24 protein-coding genes are annotated in these 25,903 nt (G+C 72.1%); 14 read left to right on the forward strand and 10 right to left on the reverse strand.

Translation table 11 applies throughout. The annotated features are described in order from the left end of the window. Positions 1–3 precede the first annotated feature (3 nt). A complete protein-coding gene (locus KIS93_RS31210) occupies positions 4–1,506 on the reverse strand; it encodes a multicopper oxidase family protein (RefSeq protein ID WP_080044278.1) in 1,503 nt (500 codons plus the stop codon). Beyond that, entirely contained in the window at positions 1,503–1,901 is a 399-nt protein-coding gene (locus KIS93_RS31215; RefSeq protein ID WP_080044277.1) for a hypothetical protein, read from the reverse strand. Before KIS93_RS31215 ends, KIS93_RS31210 begins: the two co-directional genes overlap by 4 nt. Positions 1,902–2,096: 195 nt before the next feature. Between KIS93_RS31215 and KIS93_RS31220 the strand changes: the two genes are divergently transcribed. From KIS93_RS31220 to KIS93_RS31245, 6 genes are all read left to right on the forward strand, one after another. Next, on the forward strand, positions 2,097–3,251 hold the full coding sequence (locus tag KIS93_RS31220) for a sensor histidine kinase (protein ID WP_080044276.1): 1,155 nt from the start codon (positions 2,097–2,099) through the stop codon (positions 3,249–3,251). After that, positions 3,248–3,910, forward strand: a complete 663-nt coding sequence (locus tag KIS93_RS31225; RefSeq protein ID WP_080044275.1) for a response regulator — start codon at positions 3,248–3,250, stop codon at positions 3,908–3,910. Before KIS93_RS31220 ends, KIS93_RS31225 begins: the two co-directional genes overlap by 4 nt. 45 nt (positions 3,911–3,955) lie before the next feature. Beyond that, positions 3,956–4,555, forward strand: a complete 600-nt coding sequence (locus tag KIS93_RS31230) for a sulfite oxidase-like oxidoreductase (protein ID WP_080044274.1) — start codon at positions 3,956–3,958, stop codon at positions 4,553–4,555. Next, positions 4,556–5,281, forward strand: coding sequence for a ferredoxin reductase (locus KIS93_RS31235; protein WP_080044273.1), 726 nt, complete (start codon positions 4,556–4,558; stop codon positions 5,279–5,281). A gap of 1 nt (position 5,282) precedes the next feature. Continuing rightward, the gene (locus KIS93_RS31240) at positions 5,283–5,546 is read left to right on the forward strand and encodes a DUF6510 family protein (RefSeq protein WP_080044272.1); all 264 of its coding nucleotides are present in this window, start codon (positions 5,283–5,285) and stop codon (positions 5,544–5,546) included. A 147-nt stretch (positions 5,547–5,693) separates the two neighbouring features. Further along, on the forward strand, positions 5,694–7,097 hold the full coding sequence (locus tag KIS93_RS31245) for an LCP family protein (RefSeq protein WP_080044271.1): 1,404 nt from the start codon (positions 5,694–5,696) through the stop codon (positions 7,095–7,097). On the opposite strand, the gene KIS93_RS31250 is transcribed toward KIS93_RS31245, so the two are convergent. Further along, positions 7,098–7,673 carry an NADPH-dependent F420 reductase gene (locus KIS93_RS31250; RefSeq protein WP_080044270.1) on the reverse strand — a complete coding sequence of 192 codons (576 nt, stop codon included), beginning with the start codon at positions 7,671–7,673 and terminating at the stop codon, positions 7,098–7,100. It abuts the gene before it with no gap. 179 nt (positions 7,674–7,852) lie between these two features. After that, positions 7,853–8,023, reverse strand: a complete 171-nt coding sequence (locus KIS93_RS31255) for a DUF3073 domain-containing protein (RefSeq protein ID WP_080044269.1) — start codon at positions 8,021–8,023, stop codon at positions 7,853–7,855. A gap of 87 nt (positions 8,024–8,110) precedes the next feature. Here KIS93_RS31255 and KIS93_RS31260 point away from each other — a divergent pair, with 87 nt between their 5' ends. Then, positions 8,111–8,443, forward strand: a complete 333-nt coding sequence (locus KIS93_RS31260) for an ArsR/SmtB family transcription factor (protein WP_043615149.1) — start codon at positions 8,111–8,113, stop codon at positions 8,441–8,443. Between the two features lie 10 nt (positions 8,444–8,453). Here KIS93_RS31260 and KIS93_RS31265 read toward each other — a convergent pair whose 3' ends face one another. Continuing rightward, entirely contained in the window at positions 8,454–9,014 is a 561-nt protein-coding gene (locus tag KIS93_RS31265; RefSeq protein ID WP_080044268.1) for a hypothetical protein, read from the reverse strand. A gap of 77 nt (positions 9,015–9,091) precedes the next feature. On the opposite strand from KIS93_RS31265, the gene KIS93_RS31270 reads away from it, so the two are divergent. After that, entirely contained in the window at positions 9,092–9,604 is a 513-nt protein-coding gene (locus tag KIS93_RS31270; RefSeq protein ID WP_080044267.1) for a PadR family transcriptional regulator, read from the forward strand. A gap of 10 nt (positions 9,605–9,614) precedes the next feature. Beyond that, positions 9,615–10,493: a 1,4-dihydroxy-2-naphthoyl-CoA synthase gene (locus tag KIS93_RS31275; protein WP_080044266.1), complete on the forward strand. Its 879-nt coding sequence runs from the start codon at positions 9,615–9,617 to the stop codon at positions 10,491–10,493. A 296-nt stretch (positions 10,494–10,789) separates the two neighbouring features. Here KIS93_RS31275 and KIS93_RS31280 read toward each other — a convergent pair whose 3' ends face one another. Then, positions 10,790–11,758 (reverse strand): lipase family protein, encoded by a 969-nt coding sequence (locus KIS93_RS31280; RefSeq protein ID WP_080044265.1) that lies wholly within the window; start codon positions 11,756–11,758, stop codon positions 10,790–10,792. 110 nt (positions 11,759–11,868) lie between these two features. On the opposite strand from KIS93_RS31280, the gene KIS93_RS31285 reads away from it, so the two are divergent. Continuing rightward, positions 11,869–12,783: an aminoglycoside phosphotransferase family protein gene (locus KIS93_RS31285; protein ID WP_080044264.1), complete on the forward strand. Its 915-nt coding sequence runs from the start codon at positions 11,869–11,871 to the stop codon at positions 12,781–12,783. Positions 12,784–12,871: 88 nt separating this feature from the next. Here KIS93_RS31285 and KIS93_RS31290 read toward each other — a convergent pair whose 3' ends face one another. Next, positions 12,872–13,783: an NADP-dependent oxidoreductase gene (locus KIS93_RS31290; protein WP_080047400.1), complete on the reverse strand. Its 912-nt coding sequence runs from the start codon at positions 13,781–13,783 to the stop codon at positions 12,872–12,874. 147 nt (positions 13,784–13,930) lie between these two features. Here KIS93_RS31290 and KIS93_RS31295 point away from each other — a divergent pair, with 147 nt between their 5' ends. The 3 genes from KIS93_RS31295 to KIS93_RS31305 are packed head-to-tail and all read left to right on the forward strand — an operon-like array spanning position 13,931 to position 21,431. After that, positions 13,931–14,482, forward strand: a complete 552-nt coding sequence (locus KIS93_RS31295) for an OB-fold-containig protein (protein WP_080044263.1) — start codon at positions 13,931–13,933, stop codon at positions 14,480–14,482. Then, a complete protein-coding gene (locus tag KIS93_RS31300) occupies positions 14,482–16,575 on the forward strand; it encodes a flotillin family protein (RefSeq protein ID WP_080044262.1) in 2,094 nt (697 codons plus the stop codon). Before KIS93_RS31295 ends, KIS93_RS31300 begins: the two co-directional genes overlap by 1 nt. A 50-nt stretch (positions 16,576–16,625) precedes the next feature. Beyond that, positions 16,626–21,431: a DNA repair ATPase gene (locus tag KIS93_RS31305; RefSeq protein WP_080044261.1), complete on the forward strand. Its 4,806-nt coding sequence runs from the start codon at positions 16,626–16,628 to the stop codon at positions 21,429–21,431. Here KIS93_RS31305 and KIS93_RS31310 read toward each other — a convergent pair. Further along, positions 21,420–23,168, reverse strand: a complete 1,749-nt coding sequence (locus tag KIS93_RS31310) for an ABC-F family ATP-binding cassette domain-containing protein (RefSeq protein WP_080044260.1) — start codon at positions 23,166–23,168, stop codon at positions 21,420–21,422. The genes KIS93_RS31305 and KIS93_RS31310 overlap by 12 nt on opposite strands. A gap of 158 nt (positions 23,169–23,326) precedes the next feature. Next, on the reverse strand, positions 23,327–23,815 hold the full coding sequence (locus tag KIS93_RS31315; protein ID WP_080044259.1) for a MarR family winged helix-turn-helix transcriptional regulator: 489 nt from the start codon (positions 23,813–23,815) through the stop codon (positions 23,327–23,329). Between the two features lie 38 nt (positions 23,816–23,853). On the opposite strand from KIS93_RS31315, the gene KIS93_RS31320 reads away from it, so the two are divergent. Beyond that, positions 23,854–24,999, forward strand: coding sequence for an FAD-dependent oxidoreductase (locus KIS93_RS31320; protein ID WP_080044258.1), 1,146 nt, complete (start codon positions 23,854–23,856; stop codon positions 24,997–24,999). Here the strand turns inward: KIS93_RS31320 and dapA are convergent. Continuing rightward, on the reverse strand, positions 24,961–25,839 hold the full coding sequence (gene dapA / locus KIS93_RS31325) for a 4-hydroxy-tetrahydrodipicolinate synthase (RefSeq protein ID WP_080044257.1): 879 nt from the start codon (positions 25,837–25,839) through the stop codon (positions 24,961–24,963). The two genes, KIS93_RS31320 and dapA, sit on opposite strands and share 39 nt — an antisense overlap. Positions 25,840–25,903: the final 64 nt, after the last annotated feature.

Below are 25,903 nucleotides of genomic sequence, written 5' to 3' on the forward strand. Positions count from 1 at the left end.
GCTTCAGACGACCTCGAAGGCGGCCATCATGGCCATGTCCTCGTGCTCCAGGTTGTGGCAGTGCAGCACGTACCGGCCCCGGTAGTCGGTGAAGCGGGTGACGATCTCGACGGTCTGGGCGTCACGCAGCTCCACGGTGTCCTTCCACTCCGGCGGCCCCTTCGGCCGCTCGCCGTTGACCGACAACACCTGGAACTGGTCGAGATGCAGGTGCACCGGATGCGCGACGTCGCTGGTCAGCCGCCAGATCTCGACGTCGCCCAGCTTCGGCCTGGCCTCCATGCGCTTGGCGTCGAAGGGCCGGCCGTTGATCAGCCACCCCGTCCCCCCGTGCATGCTCCCGCTGCTGAACTCGAAGTCCCGCGTCACCGTCGCCCTGGCCGGGTCCAGCGCCTCCACGGTGGACAGCCGGGCCGGCACCGAGGAGTCGTCCTTGGCGTCCCGCTCCACCGCGAACCGCATCACCCGCGCCTGCGGCCCCTCCCCCGCCAGGTTCCGCAGCTCGACGTGCTGCCCCACCCCGTACGCCGAGAAGTCCACGACCACGTCGGCCCGCTCCCCCGGCGCCAGCCGGAGCTGCCGCACCGTGCGCGGCGCCGCCAGCAGCCCTCCGTCGCTGCCGATCTGCACCATCGGGCCCCCGGTCGACAGCTCGTACGCCCGCGCGTTCGAGGCGTTGCACAGCCGCAGCCGGTAGCGCGCCCGCTCCACCCGCAGCTCGGGCCACGGCGCCCCGTTCACCAGGATCACGTCCCCAAGCACGCCCCCCATGTACGCCTCCCGCACCCCCGGCCTCCCCTCCAGCGCCGGGTACAGCAGGGTGCCGTCGGCCGCGAAGGACCGGTCGCAGATGAGCAGCGGCACGTCCCGCTCGCCGCGCGGCAGCGGCAGCGCCTCCTCCTCCGCGTCCCCGACCAGGAACATCCCGGCCAGGCCGCGCCAGACCTGCGGCCCCGTGTAGTCCATGCGGTGGTCGTGGTACCAGAGGGTGGCGGCCCGCTGCTCCAGCGGGAACACGTACTCGCGGGACGCTCCCGGCGCCACCAGGTCCGTCGGGTAGCCGTCCGACTCGGGCGGGGTGTGGCCGCCGTGCAGGTGGAGCACGGTCGGCTCGCCGAGCTGGTTGATCAGCTTGACGACCGTGCGGCGCCCGCTGCGCGCCCGGATCGTGGGGCCGGGGAACGTGCCGCCGTACCCCCAGTTGGGGGTGCGCAGTCCGGGCAGCAGCTCGGCCTCGGCGGCGCGCTCGGTCAGCTCGTAGAAGTCGGCCTCGCCGGTGCTGCGGACCGGCTTCGCGACCTCGGGGATCGGCAGCGGCACCGTGTACGGCCGGGGCAGCGCCGCCGCGCCGGCCAGGAGCTGCGGCTGCGGGGTGCCCGTGAGCAACGAGCACCCCTGGGCCCCGGCGACCGCGACGGCCCCGAGCCCGAGCAACCGCAGCACGTCGCGCCGGGTCGGGCCAAGACCAGCCCTGGCCGTGGCACGACCGCGTCCGGTGGGGCTCATGCCCGTCCCGGGCGGGCCATGACGCGGATGAGCTGGGCCACGCCGCCGCCGAACAGCATCACCCCGAGCGGCAGGTGCACGACCTTCACGTGCGCGATGCCGAGCGCCGCCGCCACGAACGTGAACAGCAGCAGCCCCGCGGCCGGCCCGATGAACGTCGCCGGCCCGCCGCCCGGCCGCCAGACCAGGATCGCGGCGACCAGGTGGAGCAGCCCGATGACGGCCAGGGCCATGGCGGAGGCGCCGTGCAGCGCGCGCCCGCCGGGCGTGGACAGCAGCATGCCCGCCGTCACTGCCTGGAACAGCAGCGCGACCACGTGCAGGACGACGACGGCCTTGAGGGTTTGGACGGTCCAGCCCGCCGGGCGGGCGGCCGTGGTGGGGACAGCGGTCATGATCGGCTCCTGGAACAGGTTCTCTCCATGGCCGCCATCGTCGTCCGCGGCCCCGCCGCCGGTCGTCGTGCGGGGGGCGAATCCTGCCGCTACCACACGGGACGCAGGAAAGGCGGGCGTACTACGCCGGGAGTAGTACCGGCCTCCGCCTCAGCGCCGACGACCGGCGCCCGGAACAGGCTCTAATGTGCAGGAATGAGCTCTGCGCGCGGATGGCGCTCCCTCGCCCAGGACGGCGCACTCGCCGCCGTGGTGGCCGCCCTGCTCACGCTCACCGTGCTCGCGACCCCCGCCGCGGGCGCCCTCGACCTGGCCGCGGTCCTCATCGCCGCGGCCTCGCTGGTGGCCTGGCGCCGAGCGCCCCTGGTGGCGCTGGCGATCAGCACCGTCTGCATGCTCGTGTACGCGACGCACGCCCAGCCGGGCCCGCCCGCCGCCTTCCCGGTGCTGGTGTCGGTGTACGGCGCGGTGCGGGCCGGGCACCGGTTGCTCCCGGCGCTGGCCGGAGTGCTGTTCCTGGGCGCCGGTCTCGCGGTCAGCCTCGCAAGTGCCGGGCCTGGCGAGGAGCGGCTGGTCGTCCAGAACACGACGCTGCTGCTCGGCTGGTTCCTGGCCGCCGGGGTGACGGGGACGGTGAGCTTGCACCGGCAGGCGTACGTGCAGCAGGCCGAGCAGCGCGCCGCCGAGGCCGAGCGGACCCGCGAGGAGGTCGCCCGCCGCCGGGCCGGCGAGGAGCGGCTGCGCATCGCCAGGGAGCTGCACGACTCGCTCACCCACAGCATCTCCGTCATCAAGGTGCAGGCCGGGGTGGCGGTGCACCTGGCACGCAAGCGCGGCGAGGAGGTGCCCGCGGCGCTGCTCGCCATCCAGGAGGCCAGCGGCGACGCCATGCGCGAGCTGCGCACCACTTTGGAGCTGCTGCGCGACCCCGACCCCGATGAGGCCGATGAGCCGGACGGTCCCAGCGGGCTGGACCGGCTCGGCGACCTGGTCGAGCGGGCCCGCGCGGCCGGGCTGCCCGCCACGGTGACCGTCTCGGGCGAGCGCAGGGGGCTGCCGCCGGAGGTGGACCGGGCCGCGTACCGGATCGTCCAGGAGGCGCTCACCAACGTCTCCAGGCACGCGGGCGCCGCCGCGGCGGCCGTCCGCGTCGACTACGGCGGGCGGGAGCTGGTCGTGCAGGTGGACGACGACGGCAAGGCCACCAGGGACGCCCCGCCCGTCGCGGGGGTGGGCCTGCGGGGCATGCGCGAGCGCGTCACGGCCCTGGGGGGCCGCCTGCTCGCCGAGCCCCGCGCCGAGGGCGGCTTCACCGTCCGCGCCGAGCTGCCGCTGGGAGACCTGACGTGATCCGGGTGCTGCTGGTGGACGACCAGGCGCTCATCCGCGGCGGCTTCCGCGCCCTGCTGGAGGCCGAGGACGACATCGAGGTGGTGGCCGAGGCCGCCAACGGCGAGCAGGCCGTCGCGCTGGCCCTGGAGCACCTGCCCGACGTGGCCCTCGTGGACGTGCAGATGCCCGTCATGGACGGCATCGAGGCCACCCGCCGCATCGCCGCCGACGAGCGGCTGCGCGGCGTCCACGTGGTGATCCTGACGAACTACGGCCTCGACGAGTACGTCTTCGACGCCCTGCGGGCCGGCGCCGGCGGCTTCCTCGTCAAGGACACCGAGCCCGCCGACCTGCTGCAGGGCGTCAGGGTGGCCGCCAGGGGCGACGCGCTGCTGTCGCCCGCGATCACCCGCCGCCTCATCGGCGAGTACGTGGCCCGCCGCCCCGAGCCGCACCCCGAGGGGCTGGACGCGCTGACCAACCGCGAGCGCGAGGTGACCGCCCTGGTGGCCCGCGGCCTGTCCAACGACGAGATCGCCGCCCACATGGTGATCAGCCCGATGACCGCGAAGACGCACGTCAGCAGGGCGATGACGAAGCTGCGCGCCCGCGACCGCGCCCAGCTCGTGGTCTTCGCCTACGAGTCCGGCCTGGTCGTCCCGCGGGCGGGTCGTTGACCGCCGCGAAACAGGCGCGTGGTGGAATGGCCTCGGGAGGGGTGCATGAGCATCATTTCGCGCGGTTTCCGAGGAAAACGCAGAGACGACAGCGGCCGGGTGCCGCCCGGCCAGTACCTGGTGGACGACTTCCCGGTGCTGTCGGCGGGCCCGACGCCGCGGGTGCCGCTCGACCGGTGGGAGTTCGCCATCGACACCGAGGCGGAGCAGACCCACCGCTGGTCGTGGGAGGAGTTCATGGCGCTGCCCGCCGAGACGCCCACGGTCGACATCCACTGCGTCACCAAGTGGTCGAAGCTCGACACCACCTGGGAGGGCGTCTCGCTCGACGTGCTCTTCGAGGACGTCGAGACCGCCGCCGAGTACGCGCTGGTCCACTCCTACGGCGGCTACACCACGAACCTGCCGCTGGAGGACCTGCTCGACGGCAAGGCGTGGATCGTGCACCGCTTCGACGGCGAGGAGCTGGCGCCGCAGCACGGCGGCCCGGCCCGGCTGATCGTGCCGCACCTGTACTTCTGGAAGTCGGCCAAGTGGGTGCGCGGCATCCGGCTGCTGAACGAGGACTGGCCCGGCTTCTGGGAGACCGCCGGCTACCACAACTACGGCGACCCGTGGCGCGAGCAGCGTTACGAGGGCGACTAGGTGCGCCGGCTGACGTGGCGGCCGGCCGAGCTGGTGGCCGCCGCCGCCGAGACCGCGAGCGCCCGCACCCTGCGCTTCCGCGTGCCGGGCTGGCCGGGGCACCTGGCGGGCCAGCACGTGGACGTGCGGCTGACGGCCGAGGACGGCTACACCGCGCAGCGCAGCTACTCGATGGCCGCGCCCGCCGACGGTGACCTGGTCGAGCTGACCGTGGAGACGGTGACCGACGGCGAGGTGTCGCCGTACCTGGTCGAGGAGCTGCGCGTCGGCGACCAGGTCGAGCTGCGCGGGCCGGTGGGCGGCTGGTTCGTGTGGCGGCCCGAGAGCACGGCACCGGTGCTGCTGGTGGGCGGCGGGTCGGGCATCGTGCCGCTGATGTCGATGATCAGGGCCCGCCGGCAGGCGGGCAGCCGCGCGCCGTTCAGGCTGCTGTACTCCCTGCGCGACCCCGATCGCCGCTACTACGCCGACGAGCTGCGCCGCCCCGACCCCGGGCTCGACGTCACCTACCTCTACACCAGGTCGGCGCCGGAGCACGTCTCCCGGCCCGCGCGCCGCATCATGCTGGACGACCTGGCCGAGGGCGGCTGGCCGGCCTCGTTCGAGCCCGACTGCTACGTGTGCGGGCCGACCGGGTTCGTGGAGGCGGCGGCCGACCTGCTGCTCGCGCTCGGGCACGCCCCCGAGCGCATCAGAACCGAACGTTTCGGTCCCACCGGAGGTTGACATGACCGAGCATCTGGACGGCAACGCGCTGGCGGGCCCGCTGAGCGAGATCTTCGCCGTGGACGTGACCTCCGCCACCGGCCGCTGCGTGAGCTGCGGCCTGGCGGGCCCGGTCGCCTCGCTGCGCGTCTACGGCCCCGACCCGGGCCTGGTCGCCCGCTGCCCCGGCTGCGAGGAGGTGGTGCTGCGCCTGGTCCGCGGCCCCGGCACGGCCTGGCTCGACCTGCGCGGCACGGTGTCGCTGCGGGTGAACCTGCCCGAGTGAACGGCCCTGGCGATCGCCGGTGAGCGCACGCTGAGGACGCAACCGCCTGTCTGACTGAGTACACTCAGGCTCGATCAACGGCCGAGATCTGTACGGCGAGGCTCTTGGCCATGGGCGGTGCCCGCGGCCCCGTCCTGTGGGAGTCACGTGAGCAGCGGGCTTGTCGACGCGCCACCTTCCGAGCCCGGCGCGCCGCCCCGGCGGCGCCGCCGCTGGCTGCGCTGGGTGATCGCGGTCACGGTGACCGTCGTCCTCCTCGTGGCCGGCGTGGCGGTCGGCGTGTACGCGCGCCTGACCGGCAACATCGAGCACGAGAACGTCACGGCCGAGGACCTCGGCGCCACCCGGCCGCCCAAGGTGGCCGGCACCGCCATGAACGTCCTGGTCGTCGGCTCCGACCAGCGCAACGGCAAGAACGCGAAGTACGGCAGGGTCGCGGGCGAGCGCACCGACACGATCATGCTGGCGCACCTGTCGTCCAAGCGCGACAACGCGATGGTGATCAGCTTCCCGCGCGACTCGGTCGTCCAGCTCCCGGCCTGCCGGGCCACCAAGGGCCTGCCGGGCCAGCAGGCGCACGTCGGCATGATCAACGAGTCGTTCAACTCCGGCGGCATCGCCTGCACCTGGAAGACGATCGAGTCGCTGACCGGCATCCACATCGACCACTTCGTGAAGGTCGACTTCACCGGCTTCAAGGGCATCGTGAACGCGGTCGGCGGCGTCGAGGTCTGCCTGCCCGAGGCCATCAACGACAAGAAGGCCCTCCTGCACCTGCCCGCGGGCAAGCAGACGCTCAACGGCGAGCAGGCGCTCGGCTACGTGCGCGCCCGCTACAGCCTCGGTGACGGCTCCGACATCGGGCGCATCCAGCGGCAGCAGATGTTCATCGCCTCGATGGTGAAGAAGGTGATGAGCGGCGAGACGCTGACCGACCCGGCCAAGCTCCTCGGCACCCTCGACGCCGCCACCCAGGCCATCACCACCGACCAGGGCCTGACGACCGGCGTCATGAAGGACCTCGCGGTCAGCCTCCAGGACCTCGACATGAGCAAGATCCGCTTCATCACCACGCCGTGGCACTACTCGCTGACCCAGCCGGGCCGCGTGGAGTGGGTGCCCGACCAGGCCAAGCGGCTGTTCCAGATCGTGGCCAAAGACCAGAGCGTCGAGGGCGTCAAGGGCGGCCAGGCCAAGGTGGGCCGCTCGAAGATCCAGATCGAGCTGCGCAACGGCACCTGGCGCGGCGGCCTGGCCACCGAGGTCGCCGCCTTCCTCGAACAGCGCGGCTACCACATCGCCAAGATCGGCGACACGGCCACCAAACCCCAGGCGAAGACCACGATCTTCTACGGGCCCAACGGCGAGACCCGAGTGCCGACGCTCGCCAACGATCTCCAGGGCTCCGCCACGCGGGCGGTGCCGGCCGCTCGTACGAACCGGCTGATCCTCGTCATCGGGAACGACTGGAAGGGCCTCAAGCCGCTGCGGACGAACGACACCGAGGCGATCAAGGGCTTCGACGCCACCCACGACTCCTGCGCCGCCTGATCACAGCGCCTCGGAGAGCCCGCCTCCGTCGATGGCCGTGAACCCGGCGTCCTCGATGAGCGGCACCACGGCCTTCTTGGCCTCGTCGTCGTCGCCCCAGTACGGCATGTCGGCCCGCGCCCCGCCGCGCTGGCCCGCGATGCCGAGCTCCAGCAGCTCGTTGGGGTACTTCGTGTTGAACGTGCGCACGAGGCGGACGTCGCCGAGCACGTGCTGCTGGTATTGAGGGCTGGTCAGCCCGCCGGGGACGGCCACCACCACGGCCGCGCCGTCGCGCTCGCCGATCGGGTTGCTCGGATCCACCACGATCTTGCCCGCGAGCATGCCGTCCAGCTCCGCGACCACCGCCGGGAACTCCTCCCAGCCGACCGCCAGGACCACGACCTCGCCGAACCGCGCCGCCTGACCGGGCTCCCCGCCCCGCGCCTGGCCATCTGCGGCACTGGCGGCGGCACTGGCGGCGGCGGCCGCGCGGGCAGGGTCGGCGTCGCTGAAGAACACGTCGTGGCCCGCCACCGCGAGCAGCCGGCCGAGCGGCGAGCCCAGCCTTCCGGAACCCACGATTCCTACGCGCATGTCAGGATCTCCTCGTCACCGGGGATGTGCCCAGAGTGACGGACGACATGCCTGCCTTCGGAAGGCTTTGCCCATGGATGGCCCACTGAAGGACGCAGTGAACGACGTAGTGGATGGCGCGGTGAGTGGTGCTGCGGCGGCGCCTGGACGGACACCGCCGACTCACCGGCCGGCCGGCGTCACCGCCCGCGCTCGGCCTCCTGCTCGACGGCCGTGGGCGGGTACATCTCCTCACGACGCGTGTCAACGCCCAGCTCTTCGCGGAGCCGGTCGTAGTCGATGTTGTGGTTGGCGTACTTCAGCTGGCGAGCGACCTTCGTCTGCTTCGCCTTGGCTCTTCCTCGACCCATGGCAACTCCCTAGTCCCCGCTGTCCATGCTATCCGACAACATAGCGACTTGAAGAATTATGCAACTGCACTGGATTACTCTGACAATATGCACGTGGAGGTCTACCAGGCCAAGGCCGACTTCTTCCGAACCCTCGGCCACCCCGCTCGCATCCGAGTGTTGGAGCTACTCCAGGAAGGGCCGCTACCCGTCAGGGATCTTCTGGCCCAGATCGACATCGAGGCATCGAGCCTCTCCCAGCAGCTCGCCGTCCTGCGCAGAGCGGGGATCGTGAGCGCGATCCGCGAGGGCAGCACCGTGGTCTACACACTCGCCACGCCCGAGCTGGCCGACCTGCTGGGCGCCGCCCGGCGCATCCTCACCGACATGCTGGCCGACCAGGGGGAGCTGCTCGCGGAGCTGCGGGCAGAGGTGACATAACTCACCCCGATCAACCCTCGTTCACGAGAGACCGCCGCACGCGCTTCGGATACCAGGCGGTGAACACGGCGGGAAGCGCGAACGACAGCGCCTTGATGGCGATCACCAGCGTGGTCGCGTGCGGCGCGACGGAGAGCACGAGCGTCAGGGAGACCGCGGCGACGGTGAAGGCCGCCGCCCACACCGTGGTGATGACCGCGTTGACGCGGTAGAACCGCGGGGTCTCCCAGACCTCCTTCGGCGCCATCGTGCGGGCGATGCCGAGCGTGAACGGCTTGCGGATGGCCAGCGAGCCCCAGGCCGTGCCGGCCAGCCAGACGTTGACCAGCGCGGGCCCGTACGGCGTGAGCGGCGAGTCCGGCACCACCAGCGAGAACACCGTGAGACAGGCGAAGAAGACCGCGGCGCTGGTCTCGATCACGATCTCGTCCCAGGCCTTGCCGGACCTGCGGTCGATGGTCACCAGCGCGGCGGCGATGACGAGACCGGCGATGGCGCCCCAGCGCCACTCGTCGCCGGTGGCGATGAACGCGTAGACGATCCAGGGCAGGAAACCCAGCAGGCCGCGCATCGGTGAAGCTCCTTTGACATTCCTAAGATGACATGTCGAAGGTAGAACCTCCTGCCGGGATATGTCAATATAGGAATATGAGCCTTCGACACGCCGTGCTGGGCCTGCTCTCCGAGGGGCCCGCGAGCGGATACGACCTGATGAAGACGTTCGACGTCTCGCTCGCCAACGTCTGGCCGGCCACCCAGAGCCAGCTCTACTCCGAGCTGGGCAAGCTGGCCGACGCCGGCCTCGTGGACGTCGTGGCGGAAGGCCCGCGCGGCCGCAAGGAGTACGCGATCACCGAGGAGGGCCTGGCCGAGCTGCGCCGCTGGGTCACCGACGTCCCGCCCACCAGGGTGATGCGCAGCGACATGCTGCTGCGGGTCTTCTTCCTCGCCCAGGTCTCCCCCGAGCAGGCCCGCACCTACCTGCGCGGGCTCGCCGAGGAGGCGGCCAAGAGCCTGGAACACATGGAGAGCATCCGCCCGTTCGTCGAGAGCGGCGCCGACAACCTCTCCGTGTACGGCCGCCTCGCCCTCGAGTACGGCCTGCGCCTGGCCAAGAGCCAGAAGGAGTGGGCCGAATGGGCCGAAGGCACCATCCGTTAGGCTTCCCGCCATGGTCTCCGAGCTGTTCGATCCCAAGGCGTGGCAGCCGGTCGAGGGATTCGACTTCACCGACATCACCTACCACCGGGCCGTCGACCAGGGCACCGTACGCGTGGCCTTCAACCGCCCCGAGGTGCGCAACGCCTTCCGCCCGCAGACCGTCGACGAGCTCTACCGCGCGCTCGACCACGCCCGGCAGACCACCGACGTCGGCTGCGTCCTGCTCACCGGCAACGGCCCCTCGCCCAAGGACGGCGGCTGGGCCTTCTGCTCCGGCGGCGACCAGCGCATCCGCGGCAAAGACGGCTACCAGTACGCCGACGGCACCCCCTCCACCGGCCGCCTGCACATCCTGGAAGTACAGCGGCTCATCCGCTTCATGCCCAAGATCGTGATCTGCGTGGTGCCCGGCTGGGCCGCCGGCGGCGGGCACAGCCTGCACGTCGTCGCCGACCTCACCCTCGCCAGCGCCGAGCACGCCCGCTTCAAGCAGACCGACGCCGACGTGGCCAGCTTCGACGGCGGCTTCGGCTCGGCGTACCTGGCGCGGCAGGTCGGGCAGAAGTTCGCCCGCGAGATCTTCTTCCTCGGCGACACCTACACCGCCGCCGACGCCCACCGGATGGGCATGGTCAACGCCGTCGTCCCGCACGAGGACCTGGAGCGCACGGCCCTGGAATGGGCCCGCAAGATCAACGGCAAGTCGCCCACGGCGCAGCGGATGCTCAAGTTCGCCTTCAACGCCGTCGACGACGGGCTGGTGGGGCAGCAGGTGTTCGCGGGGGAGGCGACGCGGCTGGCGTACATGACGGAGGAGGCCGCCGAGGGGCGCGACGCGTTCCTGGAGAAGCGCGAGCCCGACTGGTCCCCGTTCCCCTGGCACTACTAACCGCCACCAGCCCCCACCCCGCCCGACGCCGGGTAGGGCGGGCGGGACAGGGCTGACGCGGCCTTCGCCTCACTTGCCCGCGCGCCCCTTCCCCCGCGTGCTTCCCCCTTCCCGCGCGCGTTTCCCCTGCCGGCGCCGGGTAGGGCGGGCGGGCAGCGCCGACGCGGCCTTCGCCTCACTTGCGCGCGCGTCCCCTTCCCCCCGCGCGTTCCCCCTCCCTGCGCGTTTCCCTCCCCTGCGCGCGCTTTCCCCTTAAGGGACAGCACCGAAGTACGGCGAGGCGCGAGGGGCGGGGGTCAGGTGCAGGCGTGGCCGATGGGGCCGGCCACTGTGCCGTGGCGGAGGTAGTGGTCGATGGCGTGGGGGCTGTCGCTGTTCTCGACCTCGACCTGGCTGAGGGGCGTGCCCCATGCGGGTTCCAGCGGGTGGCCGAGCGCCACGATGTCGTTCACGTCGTACGTGGTCAGCCACCGCACCCCCGGATGCCGGGTGCCGGGGGCGAGCAGGTGGCGCTGGATGGTGGGCAGGCCGAGCGGCGAGCCGGCCGTCACCCAGAGCAGCACCCGCCTGCGGACGGCGTCCTCCACGAGCAGGTCCCTGGACACGACGGTCCCCAGGCTGTGGGTGACGAGCACGAGGTCGCCGGTGGCGGGCAGGAGGCGGCGCACCTCGTCGAGGACGGGGCGGCGGCCGCGGGTGAAGTACACGGCGACGTCCTGGAGGAAGACCTTGATGATCTCCTTGTCGACGCTGGTGTGCCGGGAGATCCAGGTGAGCAGCCGCCGGGCCAGCGTCCAGGACAGCAGGTCGGAGAGCCCGATCATCTCGACGGGCACACCCGCACGCTGGGCCGGTGCGGCGGTGGCGAGCACATCGGCGCCCGCGGGCGCATCGGGGCTGACGGGCGCGTCAGGGCCGGCGGGCGCGTCGGGGCCCGCAGTGGCGAGTGCTTCGATCGGGGCGCCGGCCTGGGCGGCGAGGTCGGCGAGCAGGAGGCGTTCGAGCGCGCCCACGTCCTCTGGCATGAACGGGTGGAAGGGCATCTCCTCGGACCCGTCGGCGGGCAGGTCCAGGACGTCGGCCTCCTTGGCCGTCTGGGCGGCGATCCGGTGCAGGACGTTGCCGTAGTACGGCAGCACGGCCGGCAGGGTGAGCGCGGGCAGGCCGAGCCCGGCGGCCAGCGCGGTGCTCCACTGCCCGAGCAGCACCCTCGGGTCCTTGCCCTCCTGCCCCCGCCCGTGGATGAACACGATCGTCGCCGCCATGGCCGCCCCTCCCTCCATCGGGCTGTCAGCGTAGGCACGGCGGGTGCCGGGGTGCGTCAGGGTTCGGCTTAGGGGAAGCCCTAGAGCTGCCGCCTTGGCACACTGGGGTCATGAGGATCAAGGTGCCCGAGGCGCTGACCGAGTCACATCTGAGATTCGAACAGGATGCGGGGCCAGGCTGGAACGCCGCGCTGCCCGCGCTGGCCGAGCGTTACCTCGACGAGTGGGAGTTACGGCTGGACGGCGAGCCGCGTCACGGGATCGTCGCCCTGGTGCTGCCGGTGTTACGCGCCGACGGCACCCCCGCGGCGCTCAAGCTGCAGCCCGTGACCAGCGAGACCGTGGACGAGGCCCTGGCCCTGCACACGTGGGCGGGCGACGGCTCGGTGCTGCTGCTCGACTCCGACCCCGAGACCGGCACGATGCTGCTGGAGCGGCTCGACCCGGAGCGGCCGCTGTCCGTGGTGCCGGACGTCATGAAGTCGTTGGAGGTGCTGGCCGCGCTGCTGCGCCGCCTGTCGGCGCATCCGGCCCCGGCGGGGATCCGCCATCTCGGCGACGTCACCCGGGGCATGCTGGAGCGCGTGGACGAGGCCGCCGCGCGGGTGTACGGCGATCGCGACCGCTACTGGCTGCGCTGGTGCGCGGGGGCGGTCGCCGAGCTCGTCTCGGAGCCCGGCGACCGGCTGCTGCACTGGGACCTGCACTACGACAACGTGCTGGCGGGCGAGCGCGAGCCGTGGCTGGCCATCGACCCCAAGCCGCTGGCGGGCGACCCGGGCTTCGAGCTGTTCCCCGCGTTGTGGAACCGCTGGGATGAGGTGATCGCCAGCGGTGACGTGCCGCGCGCGGTGCTACGGCGCTTCGACTTCCTGGTGGACGCGCTCGGCCTCGATCCGCGGCGGGCGGCCGGCTGGACGCTCGGCCGCGTCCTGCAGAACTTCCTGTGGGACGTGGCGGAGGGCGAGCGCGTGCTGGCCGAGATCCTGGTGCGGGTGGCGGAGGCGGTCCGCGCCAGGTGGTGACGACCTCGCCCCGGCTCTGCGGTCCGCGCCGGATGGTGCGGACGCTCCTGCCCCGGCTCGGCGGTCCGGGCGACCGTCGAACAGCTCGCTAGATGGCGAGGACGACCTTGCCCTGGCCGTGGCCGGTCTCGATCTCCCGGTGCGCGTCCGCGGCCTCCTCCAGCCGGTACGTCCTGCGCACGGGGAAGGCGAAGGCGCCTTCGGCGTACAGCCGGGCGTAACGTCCGAGCCGTTCGGCCGTCCGCTCGCCCTGCACCACGCGGACGCCCAGCGCGGCGGCCTTGCCGTGCTCGACGAGTGTGACGATGCGGGCGCGGTCGCGTACCAGCTCCAGCGAGACCTCCAGCGCGTGCCCGCCGGCGCCGTCGAGGGCGGCGTCGATGCCGCCGGGCGCGAGCGCGCGCACGCGGTCGGCCAGGCCCTCGCCGTAGGCGACGGGGACGGCGCCGAGGGCGCGCAGGTAGTCGTGGTTGGCCTCGCGGGCGGTGCCGATCACGGTGGCGCCGCGCCTCCTGGCGATCTGCACGGCGGCCGTGCCGACGGAGCCGGCGGCGCCGTGCACGAGCAGCGTCTCACCCTCGGCCAGCCCCATCCCGTCGATGGCCAGTTCGGCCGTCTGCACGCCGGAGGTCAGCCCGCCGGCCACCTCCCACGGCACCGCCGCGGGTTTGGCCGTCACGTCGGTCGCGGGCACCACGATGTACTCGGCGTAGGCGAACAAGCGGGAGAACCCGAGCACCTCGGCTCCTACGGCGATGCCGGTCACGTCGGCGCCCACCTGGTCCACCACGCCGGCGAACTCGTTGCCCGGGATGCGCGGGAAGTCCACCTCGCCCAGGTACGGCGGCAGCCATCCGGCCCGTACGGCCGTGTCGAAGGGTTGCACGCCGGCCGCTCGCACCCGCACCCGCACCTGCCCGGGGCCGGCCTGGGGCGCGGGCAGCTCCATCACCTTCAGCACTTCGGGGCTGCCCGGCTCGGCGAACGCCGCCGCTCTCATCAGTTCGGTCATGGCGGCCAGCCTGCTACCTCAACCGCGCTTGAGGTCAAGTCGCCAACCGTTTCGGGAACTTTCCTCTTTAGTCGCGCTTTATCTGTATATAGTCCGACAAGGACATCGCAGGGGGACCGGTAGTACCGAGGCGGGATGACCGACTTCTTACACATCGCACTGAGCTTTCCGACTGTCATTTTCACTTTCCTTCTCGTGGTGGTCGCCGTCTATTGGCTGACCGTCATCACCGGCCTCTTCGAGGCGGAGGACGACGCCACGTGGCTGGGCCTCGGGGGAGTCCCAGCGGGGATCACGCTGTCACTGCTCATCGCGCTGGCCTGGCTGCTCTGCCTGATCGGCAGTGTGCTGACGCCGGCCGGCGCGCTCACCGCCGTGCCCATAGCCGCGGTGGCCCTGGCCTGGCTGGCCGTGCGCGGCCTGCTCAAGCCGCTACGCAGGCTGTTCCCGCAGGGGGACACGCGCTCGCGTGGCGACTTCATCGGCCAGATGTGCGTGATACGCACCGGCACGGCCACTCCGGACTTCGGCCAGGCCGAGGTCACCGCCGCCGACGGCGCGTCCGCGATCGTGCAGGTCCGCACGACCGGCCAGGACCGCCTCACGCGCGGCGACAACGCACTCATCTTCGAATACGACAAAGACGGCGAATTCTTCTGGGTCATGCCGTACGAAAGTGAGCACTGATGGACGTCATCTCCACCGGCTTCGGCGTATTCCTCGCCGTCATCCTGGTCATCGTGATCGGTCTCCTCATCGTCATCGGCCGCCTTTTCCGCAAGGTCGAGCAGGGCAAGGCGCTGATCGTCTCGAAGGTCAACAAGGTGGACGTCACGTTCACCGGCGCCGTGGTGCTGCCCGTGATTCACAAGGCCGAGATCATGGACATCTCGGTCAAGACCATCGAGATCGAGCGGACCGGCCGCGAAGGGCTCATCTGCCGCGACAACATCAGGGCCGACATCAAGATCACGTTCTTCGTCCGGGTGAACAAGACCCAGGAGGACGTCATCAAGGTCGCCCAGGCGATCGGCACCGCCCGCGCCAGCGACGAGGCCACGCTGCAGGAGCTGTTCAACGCGAAGTTCTCCGAGGCGCTCAAGACCGCCGGCAAGCACCTCGACTTCGTCGATCTCTACACCAAGCGCGACGAGTTCCGCGACGAGATCGTCCGGCTGATCGGCACCGACCTCAACGGCTACAGCCTTGAGGACGCCGCCATCGACTACCTGGAGCAGACCTCGCTGGCCCAGCTCGACAAGAGCAACATCCTCGACGCCCAGGGCATCCGCAAGATCACCGAGCTGACGGCCATCGAGCACGTGCGCACGAACGAGTTCCAGCGCAACGAGGAGAAGGAGATCACCCGCCAGAACGTGGACGCCCGCGAGGCCATCCTGGAGCTGGAGCGCCGCCAGGCCGACGCCGAGCTGAAGCAGCGCCGCGAGATCGAGACGGTCAAGGCGCGCGAGGAGGCCGAGATCGCCCGCGTCCAAGCGGAGGAGCGGCTGCGCGCCCAGGCCGCGCACATGAAGACCGACGAGCAGCTCGGCGTGCAGAACGAGAACCGGGCCCGCGAGATCGCCGTCGCCGAGAAGAACCGCGAGCGGGTGATCGCCATCGAGAGCGAGCGCATCGAGAAGGACCGGATGCTGGAGGTCATCGCCCGCGAGCGGGAGACCGAGCTGTCGCGCATCGCCAAGGACAAGGAGGTCGAGACCGAGAAGCGGTCGATCGCCGAGGTGATCCGCGAGCGCATCGCGGTCGACAAGACCGTGGCCGAGCAGGAGGAGTCGATCAAGCGGCTGCGCGTGGTCGAGGAGGCCGAGCGCACCCGCCAGCAGGTGATCATCGCCGCCGAGGCCGAGGCCCAGGAGAACCTGGTCAAGGACATCAAGGCGGCCGAGGCCGCGGAGGCCGCCTCCAAGTTCAAGGCGCGCGAGGAGCTCGTGCTCGCCGAGGCCCGCCAGCAGGCCGCCGAGCTGGAGGCCAGGGCGAAGATGCGGCTGGCCGAGGGCGTCCAGGCCGAGTCCGCCGCCGCCGGGCTGGCGCAGGTGCAGGTCAAGGAGCGTGACGCCGAGGCCATCGAGAAGGTGGGCCGCGCCGAGGCGCTGGTGCTGAAGGAGAAGCTGGCCGCCGAGGCGGACGGCGCCCGCGCCATGGCGCTGGTGGAGGGCGACCGGCTCAAGGCGCAGGCCGAGGGCGAGCAGGCGATGGCCCTGGCCGGCGCCGCAGCGGTGGGCGAGAAGCTGAAGGCCGAGGCCGAGGGCCTGACCCAGAAGGCCGCCGCCATGGCCGCGCTCGACGAGGCGAGCCGGGCGCACGAGGAGTACCGCCTGCGCCTGGAGGCCGACAAGGAGATCCGGCTCAAGCACATCGACGTCTCCCGGCAGGTGGCCGAGTCGCAGGCCAGCGTGCTGGCGGCGGGCCTGGCCAAGGCCAACATCGACATCGTCGGCGGCGACACCATGTTCTTCGACAAGGTGGTCGGTTCGATCACCGCGGGCAAGGTGGTGGACGGCTTCGTCGACCACTCGCAGGTCGCGGGGGCGATCGTCGCTCCGTACGTCAACGGCACCGCGAGCCTGGCGGCCGACCTCGCGAGCGTGGTCGGCGGCGTGCGTACCGAGGACGTGAAGAACCTGACCGTGTCCGCCCTGCTCATGCGGCTCATCGCGGACGGCGGCCCGCAGTCGACGGCGCTCGGCGAGCTGCTGGAGACGGCCCGCCGGCTCGGCGTGGCCGACTCGCCGGTCGCGGCGCTGGCCGGCGCCAAGTGAGCACGGGCGCCGACCGGCGCGAAGGGGGCACCGGCGCTGACCGGCGCCAAGTGGGCACGCTCGAAGCGGGTCTGGAGGCCGGGACGTACGAGGTCCTGCGCAACCGCCTCCAGGCCCAGGCCAAGGCCCTCGCGGAGGCGGCCGAGGCGGTCAACCAGGAGCGGCTGCGCGTCTTCGGCGGCGCGGAGCTGCGCCTGCTCGGCACCGAGCGGATCAGGACCGAGAACAACTGCGTCCCCAGGGACATCGTCTCCCTGGGCGACGTGATGCTCTTCGGCTACAACGTCTTCATCGGGCTCAAGCCGGAGACGACGGTCGCGGACGTGTTCGCCGTGCACCGCTTCTCCCGCGAGGGCGACGCGTTCCGCTTCGACGCCGACCGGCTGGAGGCGCTGGACGATCCGGCGTTCAGGAAGGACTTCGCCGAGCTCTACCGCTACTACAAGGAGACCAGGCTCCAGCAGTTGCGGCGGGTGGAGGGCAAGCTGCTGGCGGTGTTCCAGACGGGGCCGGCGGACACGCGGGTGCTGCGCTGGACGGTCAGCACCTCCGGAGTCCCGAAATATCAGGACAATCGGGGGGAGCGGGACCACACGTTCCCCCCGTCCCACGACTTCGAGTGGACGCCCACCACCCGCGACGACCACGTCCTCGGCCGCCACCCGCACATCTCCATCGGCGGCGAGGTGTTCGTCGAGACCGTCGGCGGCGACCTCACCATCAAGATCGAGGACAACACGGAGACCGGCGCCGGCATCTACGCCGAGCCGGTCGCCGAGCCGCTGCAGAGCCTCGCGGACGCCGACGTCGAGTACGCCCGCGTCGGCCCGCTGATCCTCATGCGGATCCGCCCGTACAAGGAGACCGAGCGGCGGCACCTCGTCTTCAACACCCGCACCAAGACGGTCGTCCGGCTCGACGGCATCGGGCAGGCCTGCCAGCGGCTGCCCGAGGACCAGGGGCTCATCTTCCCCGGCGGCTACTACCTGGCCACCGGCGTCAGCAAGACGTTCGACACGGACGTGAGCGACCTGGAGTTCGAGCGGGTCGTCCGCTCCCCCAACGGCGAGGACGTCCTGTACGTCTTCCACGCCAGGGGCGACGGGCGCTCGCTGCTGCTGCCGTACAACGTGATCAGGAAGGAGGTGGCCACCCCCATCGTCTGCCACGGGTACTCGCTGTTCGACGACGGCACGATGGTGGTCTTCCGCGCCACCTCCGACGAGCCGACCCGGGTGCACCCGATGCAGGTGTGGCAGACGCCGTACGTGTCGGACACCTACGCCGCCGCCCAGCCCACCGGCACCGGGCCGCTGGAGCGCATCGGCAACGCCGAGCTGGTGCGCGGCATCTCCGACTGCCTGTCCGTGGCGCGCATGGTCGAGGAGATGGCGCCGTCGGCCGGCACGTTCGAGGGGCTGATCGCGGCCTGCACGCGGGCGTTCGACTCCTACCACTGGCTCGGCGAGCACGGACTGCGCGGGCCGCTCGCCGACGTGCGCGCCACCGCCGAGCAGGTGCTCGACGAGTACGAGAACGTCGAGCAGCTCACCCGCCAGGCCGCGCGGACCCTTGAGGCGGCCACCGAGGAGACCACCCAGCTCGTCCGCCGCGCCCGGGCCGACACCCCGGCCACCGCCGACGCCTGGGTCACGTTGCTGGCCACGCTGCGCCGCGCCCAGGGGCACCTGGTGACGCTGCGGGAGGTCCGCTACATCGACCTGGCCGCCCTCGACGGCCTGTCCGCGTCCGTGCGGGAGGAGCTGGGCTCGGCCGGGAAGCGGGCCGTGGCGTTCCTGTCGGGCGCGGACGCGTTCACCGCCTACCACGCGGCCGTCGAGGCGCTGGCCGCAGAAGCCGCCGCGATCGGCACCGTCGCCGAGGCCGCGCCCGTCGCCGACCGGCTGGCCGAGCAGGCCGAGGGGCTGGAGGTGGTCACGGAGGTCGTCGGGTCGCTGGACATCGCCGACGCCACCGTCCGCACCTCGATCCTCGGCCGCATCGCCGAGGTGCTCGGCGGCGTGAACCGGGCCAGGGCCGTGCTCGACGGGCGGCGGCGCGAGCTGCTGGGCTCGGAGGGGCGGGCCGCGTTCGCCGCCGAGTTCGCCCTGCTCGGGCAGGCCGTCACCGGCGCGCTGGCCATGGCCGACACGCCGGAGAAGTGCGACGAGCAGCTCGGGCGGCTCATGCTCCAGGTCGAGGGGCTGGAGTCGCGCTTCGGCGAGTTCGACGACTTCGCCGCGCAGCTCGCCGCCAAGCGGGACGACGTCTACGAGGCGTTCTCGGCCCGCAAGCAGACCCAGCTCGACGACCTCGCCCGCCGCGCCGACCGCGTCTTCGCCTCCGCCGAGCGCATCCTCGGCAGCATCACCAGGCGGCTGGGGTCGCTGGCGTCGCTGGACGAGGTCAACACGTACTTCGCGACCGACCCGATGGTGGCCAAGGTCCGCTCGGCCGCCGCCGACCTGCGCGGGCTCGGCGACGCCGTACGGGCAGAAGAGCTGGACGGGCGGGTGAAGTCGGCCCAGCAGGAGGCCGGCCGGGCGCTGCGCGACCGCCTCGACCTCTTCTCGGACGGCGGCGAGACCCTGCGCCTCGGCCACCACCGCTTCGCCGTCAACACCCAGCCCATCGACCTGACGCTGGTGCCCGGTGACGGCGCCATGCAGTTCGCGATCACCGGCACCGACTACCGGGCGCCCGTGCCCGCCTCCTTCGAGGACACCCGGCCCTTCTGGGACCAGACGCTGGTCTCCGAGACGGCGGAGGTCTACCGGGCCGAGCACCTGGCCGCCTCGCTGCTCGACTCCGTCACCGCCGGGGCGCCTCTGGAGGAGCTGGTCCGCCGGGCCGCCGAGGAGCGCTACGACGAGGGCTACGAGCGCGGCGTCCACGACCACGACGCCACGCTCATCCTCGACACGCTGGTCCGGCTGCGGGAGGGGGCCGGCTTGCTGCGCTACCCCGCCGCGACGCGGGCGGCGGCGCAGCTCTACTGGGCGTTCGGGACGGACGAGGTTTCACGTAAAACATTGGCCGCCCGCGCCGCGTCGCTGGTCAGAGCCCGCACGATCTTCGGTATCACGCCCGCCCTCGGCGACCTGGCCGACGAGCTGGACCGGGCGATCGCCGCGTTCCTCCCCGATCTGGGCCTGCCTCCGGTCGGCCTCGCCGGCGAATACCTCGTCGAGGAGCTGGGCGGCACGCCCGCCGGGTTCGTCACCGCCAAGGCCGCCCTCGACCTCCTCGACGGCTTCCGGCACGCGCTCGGGCCGGTCAGGCTGCGTGAGTTCGAGGCGGACCTGAAGGCGCTGCCGCTGCCCGAGCGGGTCCAGCTCGCCCACGCCTGGCTCACCGCCTACCACCAGGGGCCGGAGGTGGCCGAAGCGCTCGCCGTCCAGCTCTGCGACCACCTGCCCCGCCACGACTCCAGCGCCACCACCGGCGAGACCGTCGACGGCCTGCTCGGCGCCCACCCGAGGATCAAGGACCGCAAGCTGGACGTCCGCCTCGACGAGCTGCTGCCCAGGATGCGGCGCTTCGCCCAGGAACGCGTCCCCGCCTACCGCGCCTACCAGCGCCGCAGGAACGAGCTGGTCGAGGCCGAGCGGCGCCGCCTGCGCCTGGACGAGTACAAGCCGAAGGTCATGAGCGCGTTCGTCCGCAACCGCCTGCTCGACGAGGTGTACCTGCCGCTGATCGGCGACAACCTCGCCAAACAGCTCGGCGCCGCCGGCGCCGGCCGGCGCACCGACCAGATGGGCCTGCTCCTGCTCATCTCGCCGCCCGGCTACGGCAAGACCACCCTCATGGAGTACGTCGCCAGCCGCCTCGGCCTCGTCTTCGTCAAGGTCAACGGCCCCGCCCTCGGCCACGAGGTCACCTCGCTCGACCCGGCCGACGCGCCCGACGCCACCGCCCGGCAGGAAGTGGAGAAGATCTCCTTCGCGCTGGAGACCGGCAACAACACCCTGCTCTACCTCGACGACATCCAGCACACCTCGCCCGAGCTGCTGCAGAAGTTCATCTCGCTCTGCGACGCCCAGCGCCGCATCGAAGGCGTGTGGAACGGCCGCACCCGGACGTACGACCTGCGCGGCAAGCGGTTCGCCGTGTGCATGGCCGGCAACCCGTACACCGAGTCGGGGCAGCGCTTCCGCATCCCCGACATGCTGGCCAACCGCGCCGACGTGTGGAACCTGGGCGACGTCCTGTCCGGCAAGGAAGAGCTGTTCGCGCTCAGCTACGTGGACAACGCCCTCACCTCCAACCCCGTGCTCGCGCCCCTGTCCGGCCGCGACCGCTCCGACGTGGAGCTGCTCGTCCGCCTGGCCAGGAACGACCCCGCCGTCCGGCCCGACCAGCTCAAGCACCCCTACACCAAGCCCGAGCTGGACCAGATACTCAGCGTCCTGGCCAAGCTCGTGCGGGTGCAGGAGGTCGTGCTGGCCAACAACCGGGCCTACATCGCCTCCGCCGCCCAGTCCGACGCCGCCCGCACCGAGCCGCCGTACCGGCTGCAGGGCTCCTACCGCAACATGAACAAGCTGGCCGAGCGCATCGTGCCCGCCATGAACGACGACGAGCTCGAAGCGGTCATCGACGACCACTACCTCGGCGAGGCCCAGACCCTCACCGCCGACGCCGAGTCCAACCTGCTCAAGCTCGCCGAGCTGCGCGGCCGCCTGACCCCCGCCCAGGCCGAGCGCTGGGCGGCGGTCAAGGCGGCCTACCTCAAGGCCAAGGCGCTCGGCGGGGCCGAGGACGACCCGATGACCCGGGCCGTCGGCGCCATCGGCCTGCTCGCCGACCGGGTGAGCGAGGTCGGCACGGCCATCAGGGAGTCAGACCGCTGAGCCCGCACGCAGCTCCAGGTGGGCGCCCGTGAAGGCGGCACGCATGCGGCGGTCGTGCGTGACGATCACCAGCGCGCCCTCGTACGAGGTCAGCGCCGCCTCCAGCTCCTCGACGAGCTGCGGCGACAGGTGGTTCGTCGGCTCGTCGAGGAGCAGCAGGTCCACCGGCTCGGTCACCAGGCGGGCCAGCTCGATCCTGCGGCGCTGCCCGTACGACAGCTCGCCCAGGCGCAGCCGCAGGTCGGCGGGCCGGAACAGGCCCAGGGCCAGCAACGCGTCGGCGTGCTCGTCCGGCGGGCCCGGCCGGCCGGCGGCGAACGCCTCCAGCACCGTCCGCCGCGCCGGCCCGGCCTGCCCGTCCTGCCGCAGGTGGCCGACGCGGCCGGTCCGGCGCACGGTGCCCGCGTCCGGCCGAAGCTCGCCCGCCAGGACCCGCATGAGCGTGGTCTTGCCGGCGCCGTTCGGGCCGGTGACGAGCAGCCGCTCGCCGGCCCGCACGGTGAGACCGTCCAGCCGCAACCGGCCCTCCACCCGCACGCCGTCGAGCGTCACCACCGCACCTTCGGCCGCGCTCCCGATCGGAACCGCCACCGCACCCCCGGCCGCGCTCCCGGTCGGAACCGCCACCGCGCCCTCGGCCACGCTCCGCGCCGGGCCTGGGGTGTGTCCGTCCACCGGGCTCGTCCCGATGGCGGGGGTGAAGCGGAGCGGGTCCGGGGGCCGGGTCGCCGGGTTGTCCCTGAGCCACCGCATGCGCTGGTGGGACTGCCGCACGCGCCCCGCCGCGCCGTGCGTGCGCGCCCGCGCCCGCCAGGCGCCGGTGCCCATGCCCGCCTTGGCCATCTTGCGCGGGATCGCCGCCATCCGCCCGGCGTTGGCGGCGACCAGCTCGGAGTGCCGGGCCAGCTCGTGCTTCCACTCCTCGTACGCCCGCAGCCGCGCCGCCCGCTCGGCGGCCTTGGCGACGAGGTAGCCGGAGTACCCGTCCCCGTACCGGCGCACCTGCCCTTCGGCGACCTCCAGGATGACGGAGGTCACCCGCTCCAGGAACACGCGGTCGTGCGTGATCGCCACCACGGTGCCCCGGTGGGTGCGCAGCCGCTGTTCGAGCCAGGCCACGGCCCGGTCGTCCAGGTCGTTGGTCGGCTCGTCGAGCAGCAGCAGCTCGGGGTCGGCGGCCAGGGTGGCGGCCAGGGCGAGCCGGGAGCGCTCGCCGCCGGAGAGCGTGCCGACGGGCCGCGCCCGGTCGAGCCCGGGCAGGCCGAGCCCGTGCAGCGCGGCGTCCACCCGCGCGTCGGCCTCGTAACCGCCGCGCGCCTCGAACTCCGCCACCAGCCGGGCATACACCTCGGCACCATCGCTGGAGACATCGCTGGAGACATCTGCATCCTCGGCGGTGGCGAGGGCGTGCTCGGCCGCCCGCATGCGGGCCTCCAGGTCGCGCAGCTCGGCCAGGGCGAGGTCGACGACGTCGGCCACCGTGGCGTGCGCCGGCAGCTCCAGGGACTGCGGGAGGTACCCCACGCCGCCGGGCGCGACGACGGTGACGTCGCCGTTGTCCGGCCGCTCGGCCCCGGCCATGAGCCGGAGCAGCGTGGACTTGCCCGCTCCGTTGTCCCCGATCACCCCGATCCGCTCGCCCGGCCGGACGGTGAAGGACACGCGGTCGAGGACGACGCGGGTGTCGTAACGCTTGGTGATCTCGGCGAATGCCAGTTGGGCAGCAGCAGTACGCATAAAGGGCCCACCCCCTCTTCTCGGCTCGGAACATGACCGGTGTGAGGCGGCACGGGCGGAGCTCATCGGCTCAACGCGGATGCGCCTCTGGCGCGAGAATCACAGGGAACCCATATCGCGAAAGAAGCTAGCCCGTAATCGACCTTCCTGTCCACCCCTTATTCGTCGGTGAGCCCGCGCGTGGCTTCCCGCTGGGCGGCCGTGGCCCGGTTGAGCCAGTCGAGGATGAGCTCCAGCTCCTCGTCGGTGTAGCGCTCGTACAGCTCGGACAGGGCGGCCACGAACGGCCCGAACAGCTCGGAGAACCCGGCCAGCCGCTCGTGGTTGATCTCGACGATGACCCGGCGCCGGTCCTTGCTGTCGCGGACGCGCCGGACGAGCCACTTGGCCTCCAGCCGGTCGATCAGCCCGCTGACCGTGGCGGGCGCGAGGCCGGTGTGCCGGCCGATCTCCCCCGCCGTCAGGGGCCCGAGCCGTTGCAGCACGTCGAGCGTCTTCTCCTCGGTCACGCCGAGGCCCATCCGCTCGCTCATGGCGCTGTGGTACATCACGGCGGCGTTGCTGTGCGCGCGGCCCGCGATCGTGAGGTCGTCGAGCAATTTCTTTCGCTTCCCCGAAATATCTCTGGACACCGACACCCGCCTCATGCCTAATATTTCGTTCGGACGAACGAAAGGTTATCACCATGAAGGCTCTGGTCATAGGCTGCGGCATCGGCGGCCCCGTCACCGCGATGGCCCTGCGCGAGACGGGCATCGACGCGGAGATCTTCGAGGCGTTCGGGCAGACCGCCGAGAACGTCGGCTCGTTCCTCAACGTGGCCTCCAACGGCCTGGCCGCCCTGCGTGCGCTCGGCGCGCACCAGCAGGTGCTGGCCACCGCCATCCCCACCCCGCGCATGGTCATGTGGAGCGGCTCCGGCAAGCGCCTGGGCGAGGTGGCCAACGGCCTGCGGCTCGACGACGGCACCGTGAGCCACACCGTCCTGCGCTCCGACCTGTACCGGACCGTGCGCGAGGAGGCCGAGCAGCGCGGCGTCCGCATCGCGCTCGGCAAGCGCATGATCTCCTACGAGGACACCGGCTCCCACGTCACGGCCAGGTTCGAGGACGGCACGACCGCCACCGGCGACCTGCTGATCGCCTGCGACGGCATCCACTCGCGCACCCGCGCGCTGCTCGACCCGCACGCCCCGCGCCCCCGCTACAGCGGCCTCTACAGCTTCGGCGGCATCGTCGAGGACGCCGGCCTGCCGGGCGAGCCAGGGGTCTACAACATGGTCTTCGGCAAGCGCGCGTTCTTCGGCTGGACAGTGGCGACCTCCGGCGCCACCTGGTGGTTCGCGAACCTGCCGCGCCGGCTCGGCGACGTCCCGGACGACTGGAAGCCGGTGCTGGTCAAGGCGTTCGAGGACGACGCGAACGGCTCCGCCGACCTCATCCGCCGCAGCGCGGTCGGGCCGGGCCTGCCGGTCCACGACCTGCCCCCGGTGCCCGTGTGGCACCGCGGCCGGGTGCTGCTGACGGGCGACGCCGCGCACGCCACCTCGCCCAGCTCCGGCCAGGGCGCCTCACTCGCCGTCGAGGACGCGGTCGTGCTGGCCCGGTGCCTGCGCGAGAGCGGCGGGCACGAGGAGGCGTTCCGGCGGTTCGAGGCCGAGCGGCGGCCCCGGGTGGAGCGGGTCGTGGCCTACTCCAGGACCATCAGCAACAGCAAGGCCGCGGGCCCGGTCGCCCGGGTGTTCCGAGACCTGATGATGCCGATCTTCCTGAGGAAGAGCGCGAGCCAGGAGTCACTCGCCTGGATGTACCGCTACCAGCCGAGCCTGTGACACCGCCTCGGGGCTCGCGGGCAGGAGCGGCAGGCGTACGTCGGGGGTGGGGATCAGGCCGCGGGCGTGCAGCACGCCCTTGAGCACGGTCGGGTTCGGCTCGGCGAACAGCGCCGCCGACAGCCGGGCCAGCCGGTGCCCGAGCGCCCGCGCCCGTCCGACGTCGCCCGCCTGCCAGGCGCCGGCCAGCTCCACGAAGGCGGCGGTCTCCAGGTGCGCCGAGGCGAGGATGCCGCCCACGGCGCCCAGGGCGAGCATCGGGGAGATGAAGGCGTCGTCGCCGCACACCACCTCGAAGCCCTCGGGCAGCTCGGCCAGCAGCTCCACGGTCTCCTGGGTGACGCCGCCGGCCGCGTACTTGATGCCCGCGATCTTCGGGTGCGCGCCCAGCTCGCGCAGCGTGGCGGCGCTGACGGCCTGCCCGGTGCGGTAGGGGATGTGGTAGATCACGAGCGGCACCGGCGACCGCTCGGCCAGCGCCTCGAAGTGCGCGTCGACCCCGCGCTCGCCGGGCCGCAGGAAGTACGGGACCGTCACCAGCGCGGCGTGCACCCCCTCGGGCAGCTCCGCCAGCGCCCTGGCCGTCGAGCGGGTGTCGTTGCCCGTCACCCCCACGGTCAGCAGCGCCTGCCGCTCGGCGCAGACCCGCGCGCACACCTCGATCACGCGGGCCCGCTCGGCGGGGTCGAGCGCGGCCACCTCGCCGGTGGTGCCCAGCGCCACCAGGCCGGCGGCGCCCTGGTCCAGCACCTGCCGGGCGAGCTTCTCGATCGCGTCAACGGCCACCGCGCCCGACGCGTCGAACGGCGTGACCAGCGGTACGTGGATTCCTCTCAGCATGCTTCGAGCCTGACCCAGAGGGACCCATTAGCACCAGCGCGAATTTCTACGTTCGAGCTTAAGC

Origin of the sequence: [Actinomadura] parvosata subsp. kistnae (assembly GCF_900323885.1) — a bacterium.
Lineage (GTDB): Bacteria > Actinomycetota > Actinomycetes > Streptosporangiales > Streptosporangiaceae > Nonomuraea > Nonomuraea composti.